Source organism: Geobacter sp. AOG1, from assembly GCF_019972315.1.
Lineage (GTDB): Bacteria > Desulfobacterota > Desulfuromonadia > Geobacterales > Geobacteraceae > Geomobilimonas.
The window spans coordinates 2408303-2428188 of record NZ_BLIZ01000001.1; the positions used below are offsets into that span (position 1 = coordinate 2408303).

General features: G+C 58.6%; 17 protein-coding genes. 8 read left to right on the top strand and 9 right to left on the bottom strand.

The features are described 5' to 3' along the window. Window positions 1-151: 151 nt before the first annotated feature. From LDN04_RS11010 to nifS, 3 genes are all read left to right on the top strand, one after another. A complete protein-coding gene (locus LDN04_RS11010; protein ID WP_223910169.1) occupies window positions 152-1570 on the top strand; it encodes a phosphoglucomutase/phosphomannomutase family protein in 1419 nt (472 codons plus the stop codon). Window positions 1571-1749: 179 nt separating this feature from the next. Next, entirely contained in the window at window positions 1750-2607 is an 858-nt protein-coding gene (nifU, locus tag LDN04_RS11015; protein WP_223910172.1) for a Fe-S cluster assembly protein NifU, read from the top strand. After that, entirely contained in the window at window positions 2604-3773 is a 1170-nt protein-coding gene (nifS, locus tag LDN04_RS11020; RefSeq protein ID WP_223910174.1) for a cysteine desulfurase NifS, read from the top strand. Before nifU ends, nifS begins: the two co-directional genes overlap by 4 nt. Window positions 3774-3845: 72 nt before the next feature. On the opposite strand, the gene LDN04_RS11025 is transcribed toward nifS, so the two are convergent. From LDN04_RS11025 to LDN04_RS11055, 7 genes are all read right to left on the bottom strand, one after another. Then, window positions 3846-4280 carry a CBS domain-containing protein gene (locus tag LDN04_RS11025; RefSeq protein WP_223910176.1) on the bottom strand — a complete coding sequence of 145 codons (435 nt, stop codon included), beginning with the start codon at window positions 4278-4280 and terminating at the stop codon, window positions 3846-3848. 73 nt (window positions 4281-4353) lie between these two features. After that, complete coding sequence (locus LDN04_RS11030; protein WP_223910178.1) at window positions 4354-5058, bottom strand: ABC transporter ATP-binding protein; 705 nt, start codon at window positions 5056-5058, stop codon at window positions 4354-4356. A 7-nt stretch (window positions 5059-5065) separates the two neighbouring features. After that, window positions 5066-5215 carry a hypothetical protein gene (locus LDN04_RS11035; protein ID WP_223910180.1) on the bottom strand — a complete coding sequence of 50 codons (150 nt, stop codon included), beginning with the start codon at window positions 5213-5215 and terminating at the stop codon, window positions 5066-5068. Beyond that, the gene (locus tag LDN04_RS11040; protein ID WP_223910182.1) at window positions 5208-5933 is read right to left on the bottom strand and encodes an ABC transporter ATP-binding protein; all 726 of its coding nucleotides are present in this window, start codon (window positions 5931-5933) and stop codon (window positions 5208-5210) included. Before LDN04_RS11040 ends, LDN04_RS11035 begins: the two co-directional genes overlap by 8 nt. A 6-nt stretch (window positions 5934-5939) precedes the next feature. Continuing rightward, a complete protein-coding gene (locus LDN04_RS11045; RefSeq protein WP_223910184.1) occupies window positions 5940-7016 on the bottom strand; it encodes a branched-chain amino acid ABC transporter permease in 1077 nt (358 codons plus the stop codon). Between the two features lie 14 nt (window positions 7017-7030). After that, window positions 7031-7897, bottom strand: a complete 867-nt coding sequence (locus LDN04_RS11050; RefSeq protein ID WP_223910187.1) for a branched-chain amino acid ABC transporter permease — start codon at window positions 7895-7897, stop codon at window positions 7031-7033. 88 nt (window positions 7898-7985) lie between these two features. Continuing rightward, entirely contained in the window at window positions 7986-9140 is a 1155-nt protein-coding gene (locus LDN04_RS11055) for an ABC transporter substrate-binding protein (RefSeq protein ID WP_223910190.1), read from the bottom strand. A gap of 402 nt (window positions 9141-9542) precedes the next feature. On the opposite strand from LDN04_RS11055, the gene LDN04_RS11060 reads away from it, so the two are divergent. After that, the gene (locus tag LDN04_RS11060) at window positions 9543-11384 is read left to right on the top strand and encodes a UbiD family decarboxylase (protein WP_223910193.1); all 1842 of its coding nucleotides are present in this window, start codon (window positions 9543-9545) and stop codon (window positions 11382-11384) included. Between the two features lie 13 nt (window positions 11385-11397). Beyond that, window positions 11398-11901 (top strand): nitroreductase, encoded by a 504-nt coding sequence (locus LDN04_RS11065; protein WP_223910196.1) that lies wholly within the window; start codon window positions 11398-11400, stop codon window positions 11899-11901. Window positions 11902-11941: 40 nt separating this feature from the next. On the opposite strand, the gene ldhH is transcribed toward LDN04_RS11065, so the two are convergent. Then, window positions 11942-14140: an L-lactate dehydrogenase (quinone) large subunit LdhH gene (gene ldhH / locus LDN04_RS11070; RefSeq protein ID WP_223910199.1), complete on the bottom strand. Its 2199-nt coding sequence runs from the start codon at window positions 14138-14140 to the stop codon at window positions 11942-11944. Further along, the gene (locus LDN04_RS11075; protein ID WP_223910203.1) at window positions 14125-14646 is read right to left on the bottom strand and encodes a lactate utilization protein; all 522 of its coding nucleotides are present in this window, start codon (window positions 14644-14646) and stop codon (window positions 14125-14127) included. The genes ldhH and LDN04_RS11075 overlap by 16 nt, the downstream gene beginning before the upstream one ends. A gap of 252 nt (window positions 14647-14898) precedes the next feature. On the opposite strand from LDN04_RS11075, the gene LDN04_RS11080 reads away from it, so the two are divergent. The 3 genes from LDN04_RS11080 to LDN04_RS11090 all read left to right on the top strand — a co-directional run bounded on the left by LDN04_RS11080 (window position 14899) and on the right by LDN04_RS11090 (window position 19757). Then, window positions 14899-16899, top strand: a complete 2001-nt coding sequence (locus tag LDN04_RS11080; RefSeq protein ID WP_223910206.1) for an L-lactate permease — start codon at window positions 14899-14901, stop codon at window positions 16897-16899. 171 nt (window positions 16900-17070) lie between these two features. Further along, on the top strand, window positions 17071-18441 hold the full coding sequence (locus tag LDN04_RS11085; RefSeq protein ID WP_223910209.1) for an FAD-binding oxidoreductase: 1371 nt from the start codon (window positions 17071-17073) through the stop codon (window positions 18439-18441). A gap of 74 nt (window positions 18442-18515) precedes the next feature. Continuing rightward, window positions 18516-19757, top strand: coding sequence for a (Fe-S)-binding protein (locus tag LDN04_RS11090; protein ID WP_223910211.1), 1242 nt, complete (start codon window positions 18516-18518; stop codon window positions 19755-19757). Window positions 19758-19886: the final 129 nt, after the last annotated feature.

A 19886-nucleotide genomic window follows, 5' to 3' on the forward strand; every position in this document is an offset into this window, starting at 1 on the left:
GCGCGTATCCATGCGATGTCTGTCGTGTCGGGCCTTTGTGCACGCATGTGATGATTCATTTCTCCTCCTGGAATCCTTGTTTTACTCATCTTTTGGCCGGTTTATTCCGTTGATATGTCGCAGGTATCCATTTCATACCCGGGAGGGCGTAATGTCACGTATAACCTTTGGAACTTCGGGCTGGCGCGGTATTCTGTGCGAGGACTTCATCTTCGATAATGTTAAAGTTGTAACCCAGGCCATTGCCGACCACATAACCGATCAGGGGGACAGGGACAAGGGGATTATCGTTGCCTATGATTCCCGTTTCATGGGGGACCGGTTTGCCAAGGAAGCTGCAAGGGTGCTGACCGGATCCGGGATCAAGACGTTTCTCTGCAATCGCGACACGCCGACGCCGGTGGTGGCTTTCGAGATACTGCGCCGCAAAACGGCGGGGGCGATCAATTTTACTGCCAGCCACAACCCTCCTGAGTACAATGGCCTGAAATTCTCACCTGCATCGGGAGGGCCTGCACTGCCGGAAGCTACCCGGGATATTGAACGGCGGGCAAACGAGATGCTCGGCGAGTTTTGCTACAAGGAACTTGAGCTTGACGATGCCCAGCGGCGGGGGCTGCTGGAGGAGATAGACCCCCGCCCTGCTTATCTGGCCGATCTGGAGCAGAAAGTCGATTTTGCGGCCATCGCCCGGCTTGGTGTCCTGGCAGTCAATCCGCTCTATGGCACCGCCCGGGGCTATCTGGATACGCCGCTCACTGATCGGAATATTCCGATCCGGCTCATCAATGCCCATCGTGACCCCTACTTCGGCGGTTTTGCTCCCGAACCCGCCGAGAAGAACATCCAGGATTTCATTACTCTGGTCAAGGGGGACCCGGCAATAAAACTCGGCATTGCCACCGACGGTGACGCCGATCGCTTCGGCATAGTGGACGAGGACGGAACCTACATCGAACCGAATTACGTTATCGCGCTGCTCCTCGATTACCTCGTTCGCGTAAGGGGCATGAAGGGTGGCGTGGCACGGAGCGTCGCAACGTCCCACCTGATTGACGCGGTGGCGCGGAAGCACGGAGTAGAGGTGTACGAAACGCCGGTAGGCTTCAAGTATATCGGCGAACTGGTGACCCAGGACAAGATCATCATTGGTGGCGAAGAGAGTGCCGGTCTCACCATCCGTGGGCATGTGCCGGAGAAGGACGGCATCCTTGCCTGCTTTCTGGTTGCCGAGATGGTCTCCCATGAGGGGATGTCGGTACGCGCGCTTCTTGAGCGGCTCTACAGCCAAGTCGGGCGCGTTGTCACAAAACGGGAAAATATCACCCTCTCGCCGGAGCTTGAAGACCGGTTCCCGGACAAGATGGGGGCTTCCCCCTCCGAGATTGCCGGAACCCGAGTCAAGGATGTGGTCACCATCGATGGCAACAAGTTCCTTCTCGATGATGGCAGCTGGCTTCTCTTCCGCAAATCTGGCACCGAACCGGTGGTGCGCCTCTATGGCGAGGCTGCGTCACCGGAGAGGCTCAAAGAGGTCATGGTTGCAGGAAAACAGTACATCTTGAGCTGAAAAAAGGTGTTTCAACAGATAGGCAAAGACGCGTGGGCACATAAGCCATACCCACGCGTCTTTTGTTACAGGTCTATACTTGACTAAATTACTCAGGCAATGTATCGTAATCACGACGCATGAAACTGGGATACTGATTGCGTATCCAGATGTCCAAAAACACTTCCGGGAGGCTGTAGATGTGGGATTACACTGACAAGGTAAAGGAACATTTCCTGAATCCGAGAAATGTGGGTGAGATAGAGAATGCGGACGCGGTGGGTGAAGTGGGGAGCCTGGCCTGTGGCGATGCCCTTAAGCTGTTCATAAAGCTGGACGATACCAAAGAGCGGATCGTGGATGCGAAGTTCCAGACCTTTGGTTGTGGCAGCGCCATCGCCTCATCGTCGGCACTGACCGAAATGATCAAGGGGAAGACCCTAGACGAGGCCCTCGGCGTGACCAACAAGGAGATCGCCGACTTTCTCGGAGGACTGCCGGAGGAAAAAATGCACTGCTCCGTCATGGGGCAGGAGGCTCTGGAGGTGGCGATCGCCAAGTATCGGGGTGGTCCGGTACCGACCCATGATCACGGCCATGAGCATGAGCAGGAGGGAGAGATCGTTTGCAAGTGCTTTGGTCTTACTGATGGCTTCCTCAAGAAGGTCATCAGCCAGAACCGTCTGCATACCGCCGAGCAGGTCACACATTTTACCAAAGCAGGGGGGGCCTGCGGCGGTTGTATACCCAAAATCAAGGAACTCATTGCCGAAGTGCTTGGGGAACAGCAGAAGCAGGAGTCCAAGAAACCGGAGCGGCTTACCAATCTGCGGAAAATGCAGCTGATTCAGGAGGTGCTGGAAAACGAGGTAAGGCCACTTCTCTGGGCAGATGGTGGCGATCTTGAACTGATAGACATTGCGGGGAATGCTGTCCAGATAGCGTTCCGCAAGGCATGTGCCGGCTGTGCCTCTTCCGGTTATACCTCACGGTTTGTGGAGCAGAAGCTGCGGGAATTGGTGGCCGATGACATCACTGTCGAGGAGGTGCAGGGATGAGGGAAATCTACCTGGACAATAACGCCACTACCAAAGTGGACGAGGTGGTCTTCGAGGAGATGCGCCCCTATTTCTGCGAACTTTACGGCAATCCTAGTTCCATGCACTATTTCGGTGGCCAGGTACAAAAAAAGGTGGATGAGGCACGGCAGCGGGTTGCCGATCTCATCGGTGCACATCCGGAGGAGATAATCTTTACGGCATGCGGGACGGAGAGCGACAATGCGGCAATCAGGTCGGCCCTGGAGGTTTTTCCGAATAAGCGTCATGTTATTACGACGCGAGTGGAACATCCGGCAGTGCTAACACTCTGCCGCGGTCTTTCGAAACATGGTTACCGTGTTACCGAGCTGAATGTGGACAGCGCCGGCCGGCTGGATATGGATGAACTGCGCAGCGCCATTGACGATAACACCGCCATTGTTTCCATCATGTATGCGAACAACGAAACTGGTGTCATTTTTCCCATCGAGGAGGTTGGCCGGCTCGTCAAGGAAAAGGGAGCGCTGTTCCATACTGATGCGGTGCAAGCTGTTGGCAAAATTCCCCTCAACATGGCTGAATCTACCATTGATATGCTTTCGCTCTCTGGCCACAAGCTCCATGCGCCGAAGGGGGTCGGTATTCTGTATGTTCGTAAGGGGGTACCCTTCCGGCCACTCCTTGTCGGAGGGCATCAAGAGAAGAGTCGCCGTGCCGGTACGGAAAATACTGCATCCATCATTGCCCTGGGGAAGGCATGCGAACTCGCCGGGCAGCATATGGGCGATGAAAATACCCGCGTCAGGGCGATGCGTGATCGCCTGGAGAATGAACTGCTGCGCCTTATCCCGGCAGCCCGCATCAACGGCGGCGGTGCCGACCGGCTTCCCAATACCGTTTCCATTGCCTTCGAATTCGTCGAAGGTGAGTTGATTCTCCTGTATCTTTCCGAGCTGGGGATCTGTGCTTCCTCGGGGAGCGCCTGCACTTCCGGATCTCTGGAACCCTCCCACGTTCTGCGTGCAATGGGGGTGCCCTTCACCTGTGCCCACGGCTCTATCCGTTTTTCACTGTCCCGGTTCACGACAGACGAGGAGATCGATACGGTCATTAGGGAACTCCCCGCCATTATTCGACGGGGCCGGGAAATGTCCCCTTTTGGGCGTGAGTTGCTGGCAAAATAATTGAGCCTGACCCAGGCACAACAAAAAGGGGTACGCGGATTCCGCGTACCCCTTTTTTCATATGGGGTGATGCTACTGTTGACAGGTCTGGGGGTTCTTGCAGATGGCGATGAGCGCTTCGAGAATGTTGGTAGTGGTCATGATGCCGACCAGGTCCCCTTTATAATCCACCACACAGAGGCCATAGAGTTTTTTATCGTGAATCAGTTGCGCTGCGTCAGTGAGATCAGTGTCGGGAGTGACGGTGTAGGGTTTAGCGTTCATGGCATCTTTGACCGAGGTTTTGGAGAGAATATAGTGGACTTCCCACGTGTCGAGGGCGGTCGCCTTGCTTGGGGTGTATTCCTTGATCATCCGGTCGGTAATGAGCCCGACGAACTTCCCTTTTTTCATCACCGGCAGTCGGCGTACGTTCTTTTCCTTCATGAGATGGATGGTCTCTATGATGCTGGCGTCGGCGTCGATGGTGATGGGGTTCCTGGTCATCCATTTTTCGACTTTGGTCATGATGGTTTCCTCCTGTGGGGTAAAACCCGTGCCTGCCCGGAAATGGACGCCCACAGAGGGGCGCCTTAACGCTCTACATCCCCAAGAATGCCTTTTTCACATGTTCATCGTTGAGAAGCTCTTCACCTTTGCCGGTCAGGACAACCCGACCGGTTTCCAGGACGTAGGCCCTGTGGGCGATCCGCAGCGACTGGTAAACGTTCTGCTCGACCAGCAGGACCGTGACCCCCTGCTTGTTGATCTCCAGAATGATATCGAAGATGAACTTTACCAGGAGGGGCGCAAGCCCGAGTGACGGTTCGTCCAGCAGAATCAGTTTCGGGTTTGCCATGAGTCCGCGCGCTATGGCGAGCATCTGCTGCTCACCGCCGGACATTGTGCCACCCAGTTGCTTCTCCCGCTCCTTGAGACGGGGGAAAAGCTGGAATACCCGGTCGATATTGGCGTCCCGATCGGGGCGGGCGCTCTTGATAAACGAGCCCATCCGGAGGTTTTCCACGACGGTCATTTCGGGGAATATCTTCCTTCCTTCCGGCACCTGAACGATCCCCATCTCCACCACTTCGTGGGGTTCGTGTCTTGCGAGATCGGTCCCGTTGAAGGTAATGGAGCCGGATTCCCACTTCACGAGACGCGACACGTTCTTCAGGGTCGTTGACTTGCCCGCACCGTTGGCGCCGACTACTGTCACGATTTCCCCTTCGTTCACCGTCAGATCCACGTCCCAGAGGACCTGCATGTCTCCGTAGCTGAAATTCAGTTTATCGATTGCGAGCATGATTACCTCAATGTTTATTGTAACGTATAGGCGCTGAAAAAAGCTCCAGATCCAAGGCGCGATGGGGCTGAGGAATGAGGCGTACCGTGGTGTACGCCGCAGTGACGAAGACCCAGAGCAACGCCGGAGATGGACTTTTTTCGGTGTCGTCAAGCATGGAAATCCCCCAGGTAGGCCCGTATTACTTCCGGATTATTGACAATCTCCTGTGGCGTCCCTTCGGCAAGCTTTTCGCCCGAATTGATGACCACGATCCGGTCCGATATCCGCATGATCGCCTTCATGTCGTGCTCGATGACCATCTGGGTGATGCCGCCACTCTTCTTAATCTCCAGGATCAGTTGGATGATTTCGTCGCTTTCGGCTGGATTGAGCCCTCCCATCACCTCATCGAGGAGAAGGAGTTGGGGTTGGGTGGCAAGGGCGCGGGCCACCTCCAGTTTTTTTCGTTCGCCGATGGGGAGTCCGCCGGCCAGGAAGTTGGGCTTGTTATCCATGCGGACCACTTTCAACTGTTCCATGGCCAGTTCACGAGCGGTCTTGAGTGAATTGGTCCGACAAAGGGCGCCGACCATCACATTGTCAATGACCGACAGTTTTGCCAGGGGGCGGACTTTCTGCCATGTCCGTACCATGCCAAGACGGCATACCCGGTCGGGCTCCAGGCCGCTTATTTTTTGTTCCTTGAAGATTACCTCTCCCCGAGATGGCGGATAGTAGCCGGTGATGCAGTTGAAGAGGGTGGTTTTCCCGGCGCCGTTGGGGCCGATCAACCCCATGATCATCCCCTCATCCAGGGAGAAGGATACATCCGAGTTGGCTGCCAGGCCGCCGAAGAACTTGCTTACGTGCTTTATTTCAAGAATGGTTGCCATGGTCGTCTATCCCCGTCCTTTCTTCGCCGTCAGCTTCTTTACCCATCCGAGGATGCCATCGGGCATGAAGAGGATGACAACTACCACAAGGATGCCGTAGATCAGGGCATGTGCATGTGCCAGGTTTTCCTTGAGGAATGTCCCAATGCCCGATTCTTCGGACGTGAGGCCGGTCTTGAAGATCATCTGGGCAATCAGGTTGCTCCGGAGCGCCTCGGAGAGCGGAACCAGCACCATTGCGCCGATTACTGGCCCCCAGATGGTACCGATGCCGCCGATAATGCAGATGAGCACGATCTGGACCGAGATGTCCAGAGCGAGGACTGTCGGCGGGTCAATGAATCCGATGTAGACGGCGTAAAAGCTGCCGGACAGCGAGGTGAAGATTGCTGATAGGGCCAGGGCGATATTTTTATAGATCGGCAGACTGATACCCAGCGAATGGGCGGCGTCCTGATCCTCGCGGATTGCCTGGAAGTAGTACCCGAGTTTCGAATTCTGGACCATCCAGGTGACCAGGATGGTAATAAGGGCGATCACCAGGCCGATGTAGTAGAAGGGGACCTTGGAGAGGAAGTCGGTCACGATGGTCTCACCGATCTTGAAAACCGGAATCTCCGTGATGAGAATACCTTCTGCGCCGTTGGTTATGTCTTTCAGATTCATGGCGGAGAGCCGCATGATTTCCGCTACGGCGATGGAGGCGAGAACGAAGTAGGGGCCTCGCAACCGGAAACAGATCGAGCCGATGATGAGCGATACCACAAGGGCGACGCCGATACCTGCCAACATGCCATACCAGGGGGGGATCTGCTTGTACTGCATGAGTATCATAGTGGTGTAGGCCCCGGCACCAAAATAGGCTGCGTGGCCGACCGAGTACTGGCCGGTATAGCCTCCGATGATGTTCCAGGCTTCCCCCTGAATGGTGGAGAGGAAGAAGAGGATCATGATGTGCAGTGCGTAGGGACTCTGGACGAAGTTGGGGAAGAGGAAGAGGCCAGCGAGGATTGCCACTCCCAGAGCTATTGCCACCGGAGAGGTGCCGGCTGATGTACGGATGAGTGCGAATGTCGGTTTCATGGTTGTCTGTCCCCCTACATTCTGGACTTGCCCATCAAGCCGGCGGGCTTGAAGAGCAGGACGAGGAGGAAGAGGACGAAGACTACCACGTCTTTCCATCCGGAAGAGATGTAGACGGCGCTTACGGACTCGGCGACGCCGATGATGACCCCTCCGAGAGTCGCGCCGACGATGCTGCCCATTCCCCCGAGGACGGTGATGACGAAGGCCTTCAAGGTGAAGATCCCGCCGATCTGGGGAAAGATGTAGTAGGTCGGTGATATGAGTGCGCCGGCGGTGCCGGCCAGCGCTGATCCGATGCCGAAGGCGAGGATCGACATCCAGCGGACGTTGATCCCCATGAGCTGTGCAGCTTCGCGGTCCTGTGCCGTGGCGCGAATCGCCTGGCCGGTGTCGGTTTTCAGCAGGAACCAGTAGAGAAGTAGGGTGATGGCGGCTGTGATGAGGAAGGAGATGGCGAGCGGCGAGGAGATCGAGATGCCGGCCACGTTGAAGCTCTCCGACGAATAGGAGGTGGAGAGAATTTTATAGTCCGAAGTAAAGATCAGCATCATGGTATTGCTCATGATCAACCCCAGGCCGATGGTGAGCAGGATCTGGTTCTGGGGGAGTGCTCCCTGCATCCGGTTGATGAAGAGCTTTTGCAGGAACGCGCCGAAGAGGAACATGAGCGGAATCGTGATGACTATGGAGACGAACGGATCGATACCGAGCGACGTGAAGAGGATGTAGGTCATGTACATGCCGACCATCAGGATGTCGCCATGGGCGAAGTTGATCACCCGCATGACGCCGAAGATGATGGTCAGGCCGATCCCGATCAAGGCATACACCCCGCCGATCAGGATGCCGCTGATGAGTGATTGCAATAAAACGGTCATAAAAACTCCGAGCCGAAGGTTGAAGGTTGAAGACTGAAGGGAAGACAGGGAGCCCTTCAGCCCTCCGCCTTCAACCTTCTCCCTGATTTTATTTCCACTTCGGGAACGGGAATACCGGCTTTTTCGATGCGAACTTGATCGGGAAGACGGTTTCGAACTGGCCGTTCTGGATCTGAAGAATCAGCATCTGGTGTTTGTTCTGGTTGGTGAACCCATCGTAGTCCTCGAACTTGGTATCGCCCATGATCCCTTTCCACGAGCCGCTCTTAAGCCCAGCACGGGTTTTTTCGCGGTCGCCGCCATTCTTGCTGGCGGTTTCTGCCATAATCAGCATTGCCTGGTAGGCGCAGGCTGCGTGATAGGTAGGCTCTTTGCCGAACTTCGATTTGTAGCGGTTGAAGAAGTCCTTGGCACCCGGCCAGTTCACGTCGTCGGTCCATTGCGTGGTGGAAAAGACATTATTGGAGATTTCCTTCTCCTTGGCGAACTGGACGGTGGTGAAACCGGCGCCGCCACCGAGGAACGCCTGGGGCTGAAGGCCTATTTCACGGGACTGGCGCATCAGGAGGATGGCATCTGCCACGTAGGAGACCATGAAGACCAGGTCGGGCTTCTGGGCCTTGATCTTGGTCAGGGTCGAACGGTAATCGGGAGAGCCCTTGGAATAGGATTCGTCGGCCACCACTTTGATTCCCTTCTTGGCCACATATTCCTTGGCTGTTTTCGTGGTAGAGGTGCCGAAATCGGTGTTCTCATAGATAAAGGCGACGGTTTTGGGTTTCCCCATGGCCAGGGCTGCGTCGATGAGGGAGGAGGCGTACTGGTCCGCCGGAGCATTGAGCCGGTAGACGTACTTAAGGTGCTGGCGGGTGATCTCTTCCTTGGCTGCAGCCGGCACCAGCAACGGCACTTTGTATTTCTCCGCCAGTTTTGCGACGGCATTGGCGCAGGCGGAGGTGTAGGGGCCGACTACACCGGAAACACCCTGACCGGCAAGTTTTTCCATGGCACTCATGGATATCTGGGGCTTGCCGGTGTCGTCCTCTTTCAGGAGTTGTACGTCGATACCTTTTTTCTTCAGGTCTTCGATAGCGAGGGTGACCCCATTGGTCAGGTTTTCACCGATAGGGGCCTCGGGGCCGGTGATGGAGTTGATGAAACCGATCTTCACGTTGGCGGCCAGGGAGATTCCCGGCAGTGCCAGACAGAATGCCAGCACAAAAACGAATCCTCTTTTCATCATTGTCGTACCTCCTTGTGTAATGTGTAACACGGTTAAAGTATACCCGCTTCGAGAATGAACACCAGAAAGGGGCCATGGCGGGCAAAGGGTCATCTCTTGAGTAAAGCGCAATACAAAAAATGAAAAGTTGTTTTATTTTGTAAGCAACTAGAATGCCATATTTTTTAACGGTAGTAACATGCTGTAATTATGTCAGTTGCGTATACAGTTAATACTGTTTTGTTCGTGTGGATGGATGGGGGTGGCGGGAATTGGCCAGCAGGGGGTGGCCAAAATCGGCCACGTGGTTGAGGGACATACTTTGAGAGTTTGCGTGTTTAACGTTGGAGCAGTAATTACCTGTTGACTTGCCCCGGTGGCTGCATTAAACAGGTTGTAACTCTAAAGAACGAGGTTTACGGGATGGGGTATCGCAACCTGCAGGAATGCGTGGTGGAACTGGCGGAGAAGGGGGAGCTGATCCGGATTGAGGCGGAGGTCGATCCGAACCTGGAGGCAGGCGCTATCCAGCGCCGTGTCTACCAGGCGGGTGGGCCGGCGCTCCTTTTCACCCGTGTCGCCGGATGTCGTTTTCCTCTCCTCGGCAACCTGTTCGGGACCATGGAGCGGACCCGCTTCATCTTCCGGGACACCCTCCAGGACATGGAGCGGCTGGTGGCGCTCAAGGTGAATCCGCTGGCGCTCCTGAAGGAGCCGCTGGCTCTTGCCCGCACCCCCTTTGCCGCCCTGCACCTGCTCCCCAAAAAGGTCCTCACCGGGCCGGTCCTCTCCCGCACTGCCACCATCGACCAGCTCCCCCAGCTGAAATCCTGGCCCGGCGACGGTGGTCCGTTCATCACCCTTCCCCAGGTCTACTCGGAAAGCGCAGTCCGGCCCGGCATCCGCCATTCGAACCTGGGGATGTACCGGGTTCAACTGGCGGGAAATGAGTATCGGCTGAACGAAGAGATCGGCATCCACTACCAGATCCACCGGGGCATCGGTGTCCACCACGCCGAAGCGCTGGAGGCGGGAAAACCATTCAGGGTAAACATCTTCGTCGGCGGCCCGCCGTCCCTGACCGTTGCGGCGGTCATGCCGCTCCCCGAAGGGATGCCGGAACTTGCCTTTGCCGGCCTTTTGGGGGGGCACCGGTTGGAGATGGTCTGCCGTCACGGTGAACTCCCTATCCCCGCCGAGGCAGATTTTTGCATAACCGGCACCATCGATCCGGAAAAGACCCTGCCGGAGGGGCCGTTCGGCGACCACCTGGGATATTACAGCCTGGCCCACGATTTCCCGGTGCTCCGGGTGGAGCAGGTATGGCATCGCCCCGACGCCATCTGGCCCTTTACCACCGTCGGCCGCCCCCCCCAGGAGGACACCACCTTTGGCGCGTTCATCCACGAACTGACCGGCGACCTCATCCCCCAGGTGCTTCCCGGGGTAAAAGCGGTCCATGCGGTGGATGCGGCAGGAGTCCATCCCCTTCTCCTCGCCATCGGTTCCGAGCGCTACGTCCCCTACAGCCGGGAGCGGGAGCCTCGGGAGATCCTCACCATGGCCAACGCCATTCTCGGCCAGGGGCAGCTCTCCCTGGCAAAATATCTCTGGATCTGTGCCCGTGAAGACGTCCCGGAACTGGACATCCACGATATCCCTGCCTTCCTCCGGCACATGCTGGAACGGGTCGACTGGCGGCGGGACCTTCACTTCCAGACCCGAACCACCATCGATACCCTGGACTATTCGGGGGAAGGGCTGAACCGCGGCTCCAAGGTGGTGATCGCCGCCGTAGGGGAGAAACGACGGGAAATACCAACGGAGCTTCCCGGCGACCTCCGCCTCCCTGAAAAATTCACCGCGCCGCGTATTTGTCTCCCCGGTATTCTCGCCGTGCAGGGACCGCCGTGCACCCTGTCCAGCGGCTGCGATGACGCCGACATGACGGCATTCTGCGACTTCTATACCGGCCGCAGCGATCTGGCTGCCTTTCCCCTCCTGGTCATCGTGGACGACAGTGACTTTACCGCCCGCACCCTCAACAACTTCCTCTGGGTCGCCTTCACCCGCTCCAACCCCGCCAGCGACATCCATGGCATCGGCGCCGCCACCCGCTGCAAGCACTGGGGATGCGAAGGGCCGTTGGTCATCGACGCCCGCTCCAAGCCCCACCATGCGCCGCCACTTGTTGACGATCCCGCGATAGAGAAGAGGGTGGATGCGCTTAGCGCGGCGGGTGGACCTTTACATGGCATTATTTGAAGGGAGACATTGTATGGACGTGCTTGAGGCTATTTATACTCGCCGGAGTGTACGGGATTTTACCTGTGAGTTGGTAACGCCGGAACAGGTGCAGGAAATACTCCGGGCGGGGTCTTGGGCGCCGTCGGGGCTCAACAACCAGCCGTGGCGGTTCGTGGTGGTGCGGAGCGAAGGGAAACGGCGGGAGCTGGCAGGTCTGACTAAATACCGCCGGATTATCGAGGGGGCGTCCGTCGCCATCGCCGTTTTCTGCGATCGGGAGGCGATGTACAACGACACCAAGGACCACCAGGGGATGGGGGCCTGCCTGCAGAACATGCTGCTGGCCAGCCATGGATTGGGCCTCGGTGCGGTCTGGCTCGGGGAGATCCTCAACCGGAGCGCCGAGGTGAACGTCGCCCTTGAACTGCCGACACGTTATGAACTGATGGCGGTTCTGGCGGTGGGGCACCCGGCGTCGCGCAACCAGCGGTCGAAGCGGAAGGGGATGGAGGAGTTGCTGCTCAAGGAGTGCTAACCGGGGTTTCTCCCGGCCTTTCCGTGTTTTATGTCCCCCCTCAGCCGATCATTTTCGCCACCAGCGTCGCACTGTGTTCCACCTTCACGGGGCTGCCTGCCGCCTCCAGGCCACCTTCGATCTGGAGCTTGCAGCCGGGGCAGTCGACCGCCACTGTCTTTGCTCCCGTGGCCGCGATGGTCTCCAGCTTGTTTTTCAGAACCTCCTGGGATATCTCCGGATACTTGATGGAGTAGGAGCCGCCGAAGCCGCAGCATTTGTCACAGTCTTCCATTTCGGCGATTTCCACACCCGCCAGCTCCCTTAAGACCTTTCTCGGTTCCTCATGCACCCCGCATCCCCGCTTCAGATGACAGGCGTCGTGGTACGTCACCGTCTCTCCCGTCTTTTCGGGTCCCGGGTCCTTTAGACCCGGTGTTTGGGTCTTTAGGCCCGGTGTTTGGGTCTTTAGGCCCGGTGTTTGGGCCCGGGACCCCGCCTTTCTCGCCGCCAACTCCGAAAAGTTGAACGTCTTCTCCGCCAGCCGCCGTGCCTTCTCCGCGTAAACCGGCTCGTCTGCCAGCAGTTTGCCGAAGTCGTGCTTCAGGGACATGGTGCAGGTGGGGCAGATGGTAACGACGTAGTCCGCATCTTCCTTCAGGAGCACGTCGGTGTTGATCCGCGCCATGTCCCGTGCCACCTCCATCTCACCCGAATAGCGTGCCGGGATGCCGCAGCAGGTCTGATTCTGGGGGAAGGTGACGGTATAGCCGAGCTTTTCCAGGCTCGTCACTGTGTCCTGGCACATCTCCGGATAGACGAAGTCGGCGAGACAGCCGGAATAGAAAAGGACTTTTTCTCGGGACCCGGACCCATGAACCGGGCCTAAAGAATCCGGGACCCGGGACTCGGGTTTTTCTAGGATCAGATCCCTGAACGGCTTTTCCGCGATGGGGGGGAGGGAGCGGTTGGCGGTCTCACGGTTGAGGACGAGCGGCAGGTGCCGGATGCGCCCCCCTGCTCCCTGGAACGGTTTCTGGGCCAGATAGGCGGTCCGGAGTGCGGCGTGGAACAGTTTCCGGTTCTTCATGAGGGTGCCGAACAGAAACTTCTGGCCGAACGGTTTCCTGATCTTGTCCCGCAGATCGACGATGAGTCCTTCGATGTCGATTCTGGCGGCGCAGATTTCGTTGCACTTCCTGCAGCCGATGCAGAGCTTGAGGATCTCCTCCGCCTTGTCGAAGCCGTGGAAGAAGGGGGTGAGGACCAGGCCGATTCCCCCCACGTAGATGTGGCCGAAGACGTGTCCGCCCACCAGTTCGTAAATGGGGCAGACGTTGGCGCAGGCACCGCATTTGACGCATTTGAGGGCCTCGCGGAAGGCGGGGTCGGCGGCAAGGCGCAGGCGTCCGTTGTCGAGGAGAACGATGTGGAGTTCCCGCCCGTCGCCACCCGTCGGTCCCTTGATGAAGGAGACGTACGAGGTGATCTTCTGGCCGGTGGCGTTTTTCGGGAGGATCTCGATGACGTCCAGGGCCTCGGTGAGGGAGGGGACGATCTTTTCCACACCAACGAGGGCGATGTGGGTCCGGGGGAGGGTGGTGACGAGCCGGCCGTTCCCCTCGTTAGTGATGATGGCGAGGGTGCCGCTGTCGGCCATGGCCACGTTGGCTCCGGACATCCCCACCTGGCCGGTGAGAAAGCCGCTCCGTAGTGCTTCACGTGCGGTCTGGACCAGGGAGGGAATGTCGGGAGGGCATTCCCGGCCGGTTTCCCGGCTGAACAGTTCCGCCACTTCCTCCTTGTTCTTGTGGATGGCGGGCATCACCATGTGGGAAGGGCGTTCCCCGGCCAGCTGGATGATCCATTCCCCCAGGTCGGTCTCCAGACAGCTGACCCCGTTCTTCTCCAGGTAGTGGTTCAGCTCGATCTCCTCCGACGTCATTGCCTTGGACTTGACGAGGAAGTCGGCGTTTTTCGAACGGATGATTTCCAGGATGGTCCGGTTGGCGTCGTCCGGGGTGGTACAGAGGTGCACCCGTGCACCGGCCTTCTCCGCGCTGGCGGTGAACTGCTCCACCAGGGCCGGCAGCTGTTCCAGTCCCCCCTCCTTGAAATCGGATATCCGTCCCCGCAGTTCCTCGAAATCCATCCCTTCGAACGCCTTGGCCCGTGCCACGGGATAGGCGGCGGCAAAATTCTTCAGAGCCCGGCGCAGGAAGGTGTTGTCGAGCTTCTGCTGGATCAGTCCCTTGTCCATGTCGCGTCTCCTTCCATCATGAGGATGTGCAGCTCCTTGGGGCCATGGACGCCGATGGTGAGGACCCGTTCAATGTCGGCGGTGCGGGAGGGGCCGGTGGTGAGAGAGAGGTAGACGGGAGCGGGGCGGTTGAGGTTTTCCGCCAGGAGCCCGGCCAGATCGGCCAGGGTTGGAACGATCGTTGTTGCGTCGAGGAATACCAGGTGCACCGGCGGCAGGGCGGTGGCGCTCCGGTCTGTCGGGTCGCTGAGTTCCAGCAGGAGGCTGCCGGTGGCGGCGATGCCGGCGCGGGCGACGCTGATGCCGGCACCGGCGACGGCGAAATCAGCGGGCGCGGCAAGGGTGAGCTCCGGGAGTACCCGGCGGACAGCCGGCGGCAGGTCGGGGGCGGCGACGGTGGCGGCGCCGACTGCTGATGTCACGTAGCCGGCCGCATCGGACAAAGTGGTAAACCGTTTTACAACGGCACCAACCGCTTCTGCTGCGATCTGAAATAGTTCTACCATGACGCACCTCAAAGAAGTGGCATTACCAAAATATATTTACAGGATAAATGATAAAACGCCTTGTGTCAACGGGAAACAACGGCATTTCTAAAAAGTCCTTGACAGGGAAAAAATAACTTGTTAATTGGTATAACAACTTTGTAAAACTATGTTGCATTATTGTGCTGGCGATGGATAAAGGAATGCTTGAGCGCCACCCATGCTGAGCGACGGACTGCCTCTAATACTTTAGTGGAAAAAGGAGAAACTACGATGCCATGGATTCAGACCTACACTCCCCTCGCAGGAAGCCTCGGCCTGTCAGCCCTGGTGGCGGCCATCCCCCTCGTCGTCATCTTCGTCTGCCTGGCCCTCCTGAAAATGAAGGCCCACAGGGCAGCCCTGCTGGCGGTCGGTTCCGCCCTCGTCATCGCTGTCGGCGTATGGGGGATGCCGGCCAAGCTGGCCGCTCTCGCCACGCTCCAAGGGGGAGCATTCGGCCTCTTTCCGGTCTTCTACATCGTCATCACCACCCTTTTTCTCTATAACATCACCGTCAAGGGGGGGCAGTTCGAGATCATCCGTGCCTCGCTGGCCGGCGTCACCGGTGATCGCCGGCTCCAGGCACTCCTTATCGCCTTCTGCTTCGGCGCCTTCATCGAAGGCGCGGCCGGCTTTGGCACGCCGGTGGCCATCGCGGGAGCCACCCTTGTCGGTCTCGGTTTCCGCCCTCTCTATGCCGCGGGTGTCTGCCTCGTGGCCAATACCGCGCCGGTCGCCTTCGGTGCCATCGGCATCCCGGTGGTTGCCCTGGCGGGGGTCATGGGATACGGCGATGACGGCATGATGAAGCTTTCCACCATGGTCGGCCGCCAGTTGCCGTTCATCTCGGCCATGATTCCGTTTTACGTCATCCTCATCATGGTCGGCTGGAAGAAAACCATCGAGGTGATGCCGGCGATCATTACCTGCGGTGCTACCTTTGCCTTCACCCAATGGGCCACTGCAACCTATCTGGGCCCCTATCTCCCCGACATCACCGCATCACTCGTCTCGATGGTCGCCCTGGTGCTCCTGCTCAGGGTCTGGCATCCGAAGGAGAACTGGACGTTCGACCATGAGCCGGAATGTGCGGGGAAGGAACAGCATCACTACACCACCGCGGAAGTGTTCCGCGCCTGGACTCCCTACCTCGCCCTTACGGTCATGGTCCTTCTCTGGGGGATTCCCTCCATCAAGACCGCACTCGACAAGAGCAAGGTGATGATTACCGTCGAAGGTCTCCACAATTCCATCGTCAAGAAAGTCTCTAAGCCCGAAGATGGTCTGAAAAAGGCGGAAGCGGTCAGGGGCGAGATCGACAGGCAGCTCCCCCTCCTTTCGTCGGCAGACCCGAAACAGGCGGCGCTGGCGACGAAACTGGGCGAACTGAAGAGTCTGGAAGAGCAACTCATCCCGGTGGAAAAACGTCTGTCCGGCCAGGGGGCCGTTCTTCCCGATGAGCGACTCAAGGGATTCGACGCGCTGGCAAAGAAGAAGGACGAAATCCAGAAACTGGCCAAGGAACTGACCGCGGTGGGCGTTGCCGCCGGCAGTGGCATGCCGAAATCGGCGATAGCCGCGTCTACTCCAGTCATCGCCAAAGATCAGTTGAAGCCGCTCAATAAGGCCCTTGCCGACCAGCTCCCCATAAGGATAGCCGCCCAGTACAATTTCAACTTCATGTCCGCCGCCGGTACCGCCATCCTCATTGCCGCGCTGCTCTCCGCGCTACTTTGTGGCCTGGGAGTGGGGGATACTGTGAAGATTGCCGGGAAAACCCTCGTCGATATGCGCCTCCCAGCACTCACCGTCGCGTCGGTCCTTGGCCTGGCCTATATCATGAACGCCGCCGGTATGACCAACTGCCTCGGTCTCATGTTTACCAAGACCGGCCACCTGTTCCCCTTTATTGCCCCCTTCCTCGGCTGGCTGGGGGTCTTCCTGACCGGCTCCGACACCTCCAGCAACGTCCTGTTCGGCGGCCTGCAGAAGGCGACCGCGGAACAGCTCGGCATCAACCCCATACTCACCGGGGCGGCCAACACGAGCGGCGGCGTCATGGGGAAGATGATCTCTCCCCAGTCCCTGGCCGTAGCCTGCGCCGCCACCGGCATGGTTGGGGAGGAGGGGACTCTGTTCCGGTTCACCCTGAAGCATTCGATTTTTCTAACTGTTCTGGTGGGGATCATTGTATATCTGCAGGCATATGTCTTCCAGTGGATGATCCCTTGAGAGAGGGATGCGGCTTTTCCGCCCTGGCTGTGTAAGTCTTCGGAAGCAGTTGTGCGGCGTAGCGCTGTTTATGCCCGATTTTTGGGTGCTACGCCTCCGCCCGCTTCCTTGACAGCCTTGCCAGGACGAAAAATCCACATCCCACGGAACGCTACAGGATATGAGGTTGTTATGGAAACTTCGTTCATTAATGAACTGAAAAATATTGTCGGCGAGCAATACACCCTTTTCGACAAGGAGTCGCTGGCAGTCTATGGCTATGACTCGACGCCTGAACTGGAAAGCCTCCCCGGAGCGGTGGTGCTCCCCGGTACGCCGGGGGAGATCGCCAGGGTCATGGCGCTCTGCCATGACGCCGGCATCAGTGTCACTCCCCGTGGTTCGGGAACCAATCTTTCCGGCGGCTCCCTTTCGGCCGGCGGGGTGGTCCTCCAGACGAGCCGCCTGAACCGGATCGTGGAGATCGACGAGGAGAACCTGACCGCCACGGTGGAGACCGGGGTCATTACCAGTGCCCTCCACCGGGACGTGGAAGCGCGGGGACTCTTCTACCCTCCCGACCCGGGCAGCATGAACATCTCCACCATGGGGGGGAACGTGGCAGAAAACTCGGGCGGGTTGCGGGGGCTCAAGTACGGCGTAACGTCGGACTACGTTATGGGGCTCACCACGATACTTCCGAATGGCGAACTCCTGAAAACAGGGGGGAAGGCGGTCAAGAACGTGGCGGGCTACAACCTGAACGACCTGCTTGTCTCGTCGGAGGGGACCCTCGGCATCTTCACCGACGTGATGGTCAGGCTGATTCCCAAGCCCCAGGCGAAGAAAACCATGCTCGTCCATTTCCCCGAGCTGGAGCAGGCGGCCCTGACCGTCTCCCATATCATCGCTGCCCGGATCATACCGGCGACCCTGGAGTTCCTGGACAAGGTGACGATCAGGTGCGTGGAAGATTACGCGAAGGTGGGGTTACCGCTGGACGTGGAGGCGGTGCTGCTTATCGAGGTGGACGGCCACCCGGCGATGGTGGAGGATGATGCCGCGGCCATACGGGCCATCTGCGAGAAGCACCGCTGCTCCTTCTTCCAGACTGCCGCCACGGCTGACGAGGCGCTGAAGCTTTCCACCGCCCGGCGGGTGGCCCTCTCCGCCCTGGCCCGGGTCAAGCCGACCACCATCCTGGAGGACGCCACCGTCCCCCGGAGCTGCATCGCGCCGATGGTGAAGCTGATCCAGGAGACCGCACGGAAATACGACCTCACCATCGGCACCTTCGGCCACGCGGGGGATGGCAACCTCCACCCCACCTGCCTGACCGACGAGCGGGACAAGGACGAGATCGCCCGTGCCCATCAGGCGTTTGCCGAGATCTTCGATGCCGCCATCGCCATGGGGGGGACCATCACCGGGGAGCACGGCGTCGGCCTGGCGAAGAAAAAGTACCTGCCGAAGCTGGTGGGGGAATCAGGGATCAGGGTGATGCGGGATATCAAGACGGCATTTGACCCGAAGGGGATTCTCAATCCCGGCAAAATGTTTTAAACGGTGACCGGTGATCAGGGACCGGTAAGATTTTACTGGTCCCGGGTCCCCAGTCCCGGGTCACGGGGTTTCCAATGGATTACGAAAAACTGATCAACTGCATGCGCTGCGGCATGTGTCTTCCCCACTGCCCGACCTACAAGGAGACCTTCCTGGAGACAGCTTCTCCCCGCGGGAGGGTGGCGCTGGTCCGCAAGTTCCAGGAAGGGGAATTGGAGGCGAGCGAGCGGTTCCTCGACTATCTCTCCCTCTGTCTCGACTGCCAGGCCTGTGCGTCCGCCTGCCCCTGCGGGGTGAACGCCGGCGAACTGGTTGCCGAATTCAAGTGCGAGAAGAAGGACCGGGATGGACTCACCTTCATGGAGGAACTCGTTTTGCACCGGCTCCTCCCCCACCCGGACCGCCTGGAGACGGCGGTATCCCCCCTGAAGCTCTACCAACGCTCCGGCCTGCAGAGAGTAGTGCGCAAACTAGGGCTGCTCAAGATGTTTCCACCCCGCCTGTCGCGGATGGAGGGACTTCTCCCCGAACTGCCGGCCAGCCCGCTCAGGCGTACTCTCCAGGAAGTTACGCCGGCCCAGGGGGAAGAGCGGGGGACCGTCGGTTTTTTCCTTGGCTGCGTCATGAGCCTGGTCTTTTCCGAGGCGAGCTTCGCCACCGTCCAGCTCCTTTCCGCCCTCGGCTACCGGGTTATCACCCCGAAGGCCCAGAAATGCTGCGGTGCACCGAACATGCTCGCCTCCGACCGGGCGGGCATGGAAGAGATGGCCCGCTTTAACGTGGAACTGTTCAGCAGCTACGACCTCGACTTCATCGTGACCGATTGCGGCGGCTGCGGTGCCGAACTGAAGAAGTACGGCCACCACCTGGAAGGTGACGGCCATGCGGCTATTTTCAGCGCCAAGGTGCGCGACATCTCCCAGGTGCTCGTCGAAGGGGCGGCTCTGCTCGGGGAGAAGCTGCACCCCCTGCCGTACCGGGTCACCTACCACGACCCCTGTCATATCGCCCACTGCCAGGGAATCAGGAACGAGCCGCGGCAGCTTCTCCGGATGGTGCCGGGCCTCGACTATCGGGAACTTGCCGATGCGGATGCCTGCTGCGGCAGTGCCGGTACCTACAACATCGAGCGACCGGAGATGGCCGACCGGGTGCTCCGGCGCAAGCTCGACACGATCCGGAACACCGGCGCCGAGTACCTGGTGACGAGCAATCCCGGTTGCCTGCTGCAGCTGAAACAGGCCCTCGCCCGGACGGAACCCCAGGTCCGGGTCATCCATCTGACCGAACTGTTACAGACGAGCATGACCGGCTGATTCGGCAGAAGCTGTCCGAAGCAAGCCAGGACAACTCCACCAGCCGTACCATGGCGCATTTTAACCGTAATCTTGTTGCCATCGGCGGGGTAATGTAGTATTAAAAAGGGCTGAAATTAGCCCTTTTTT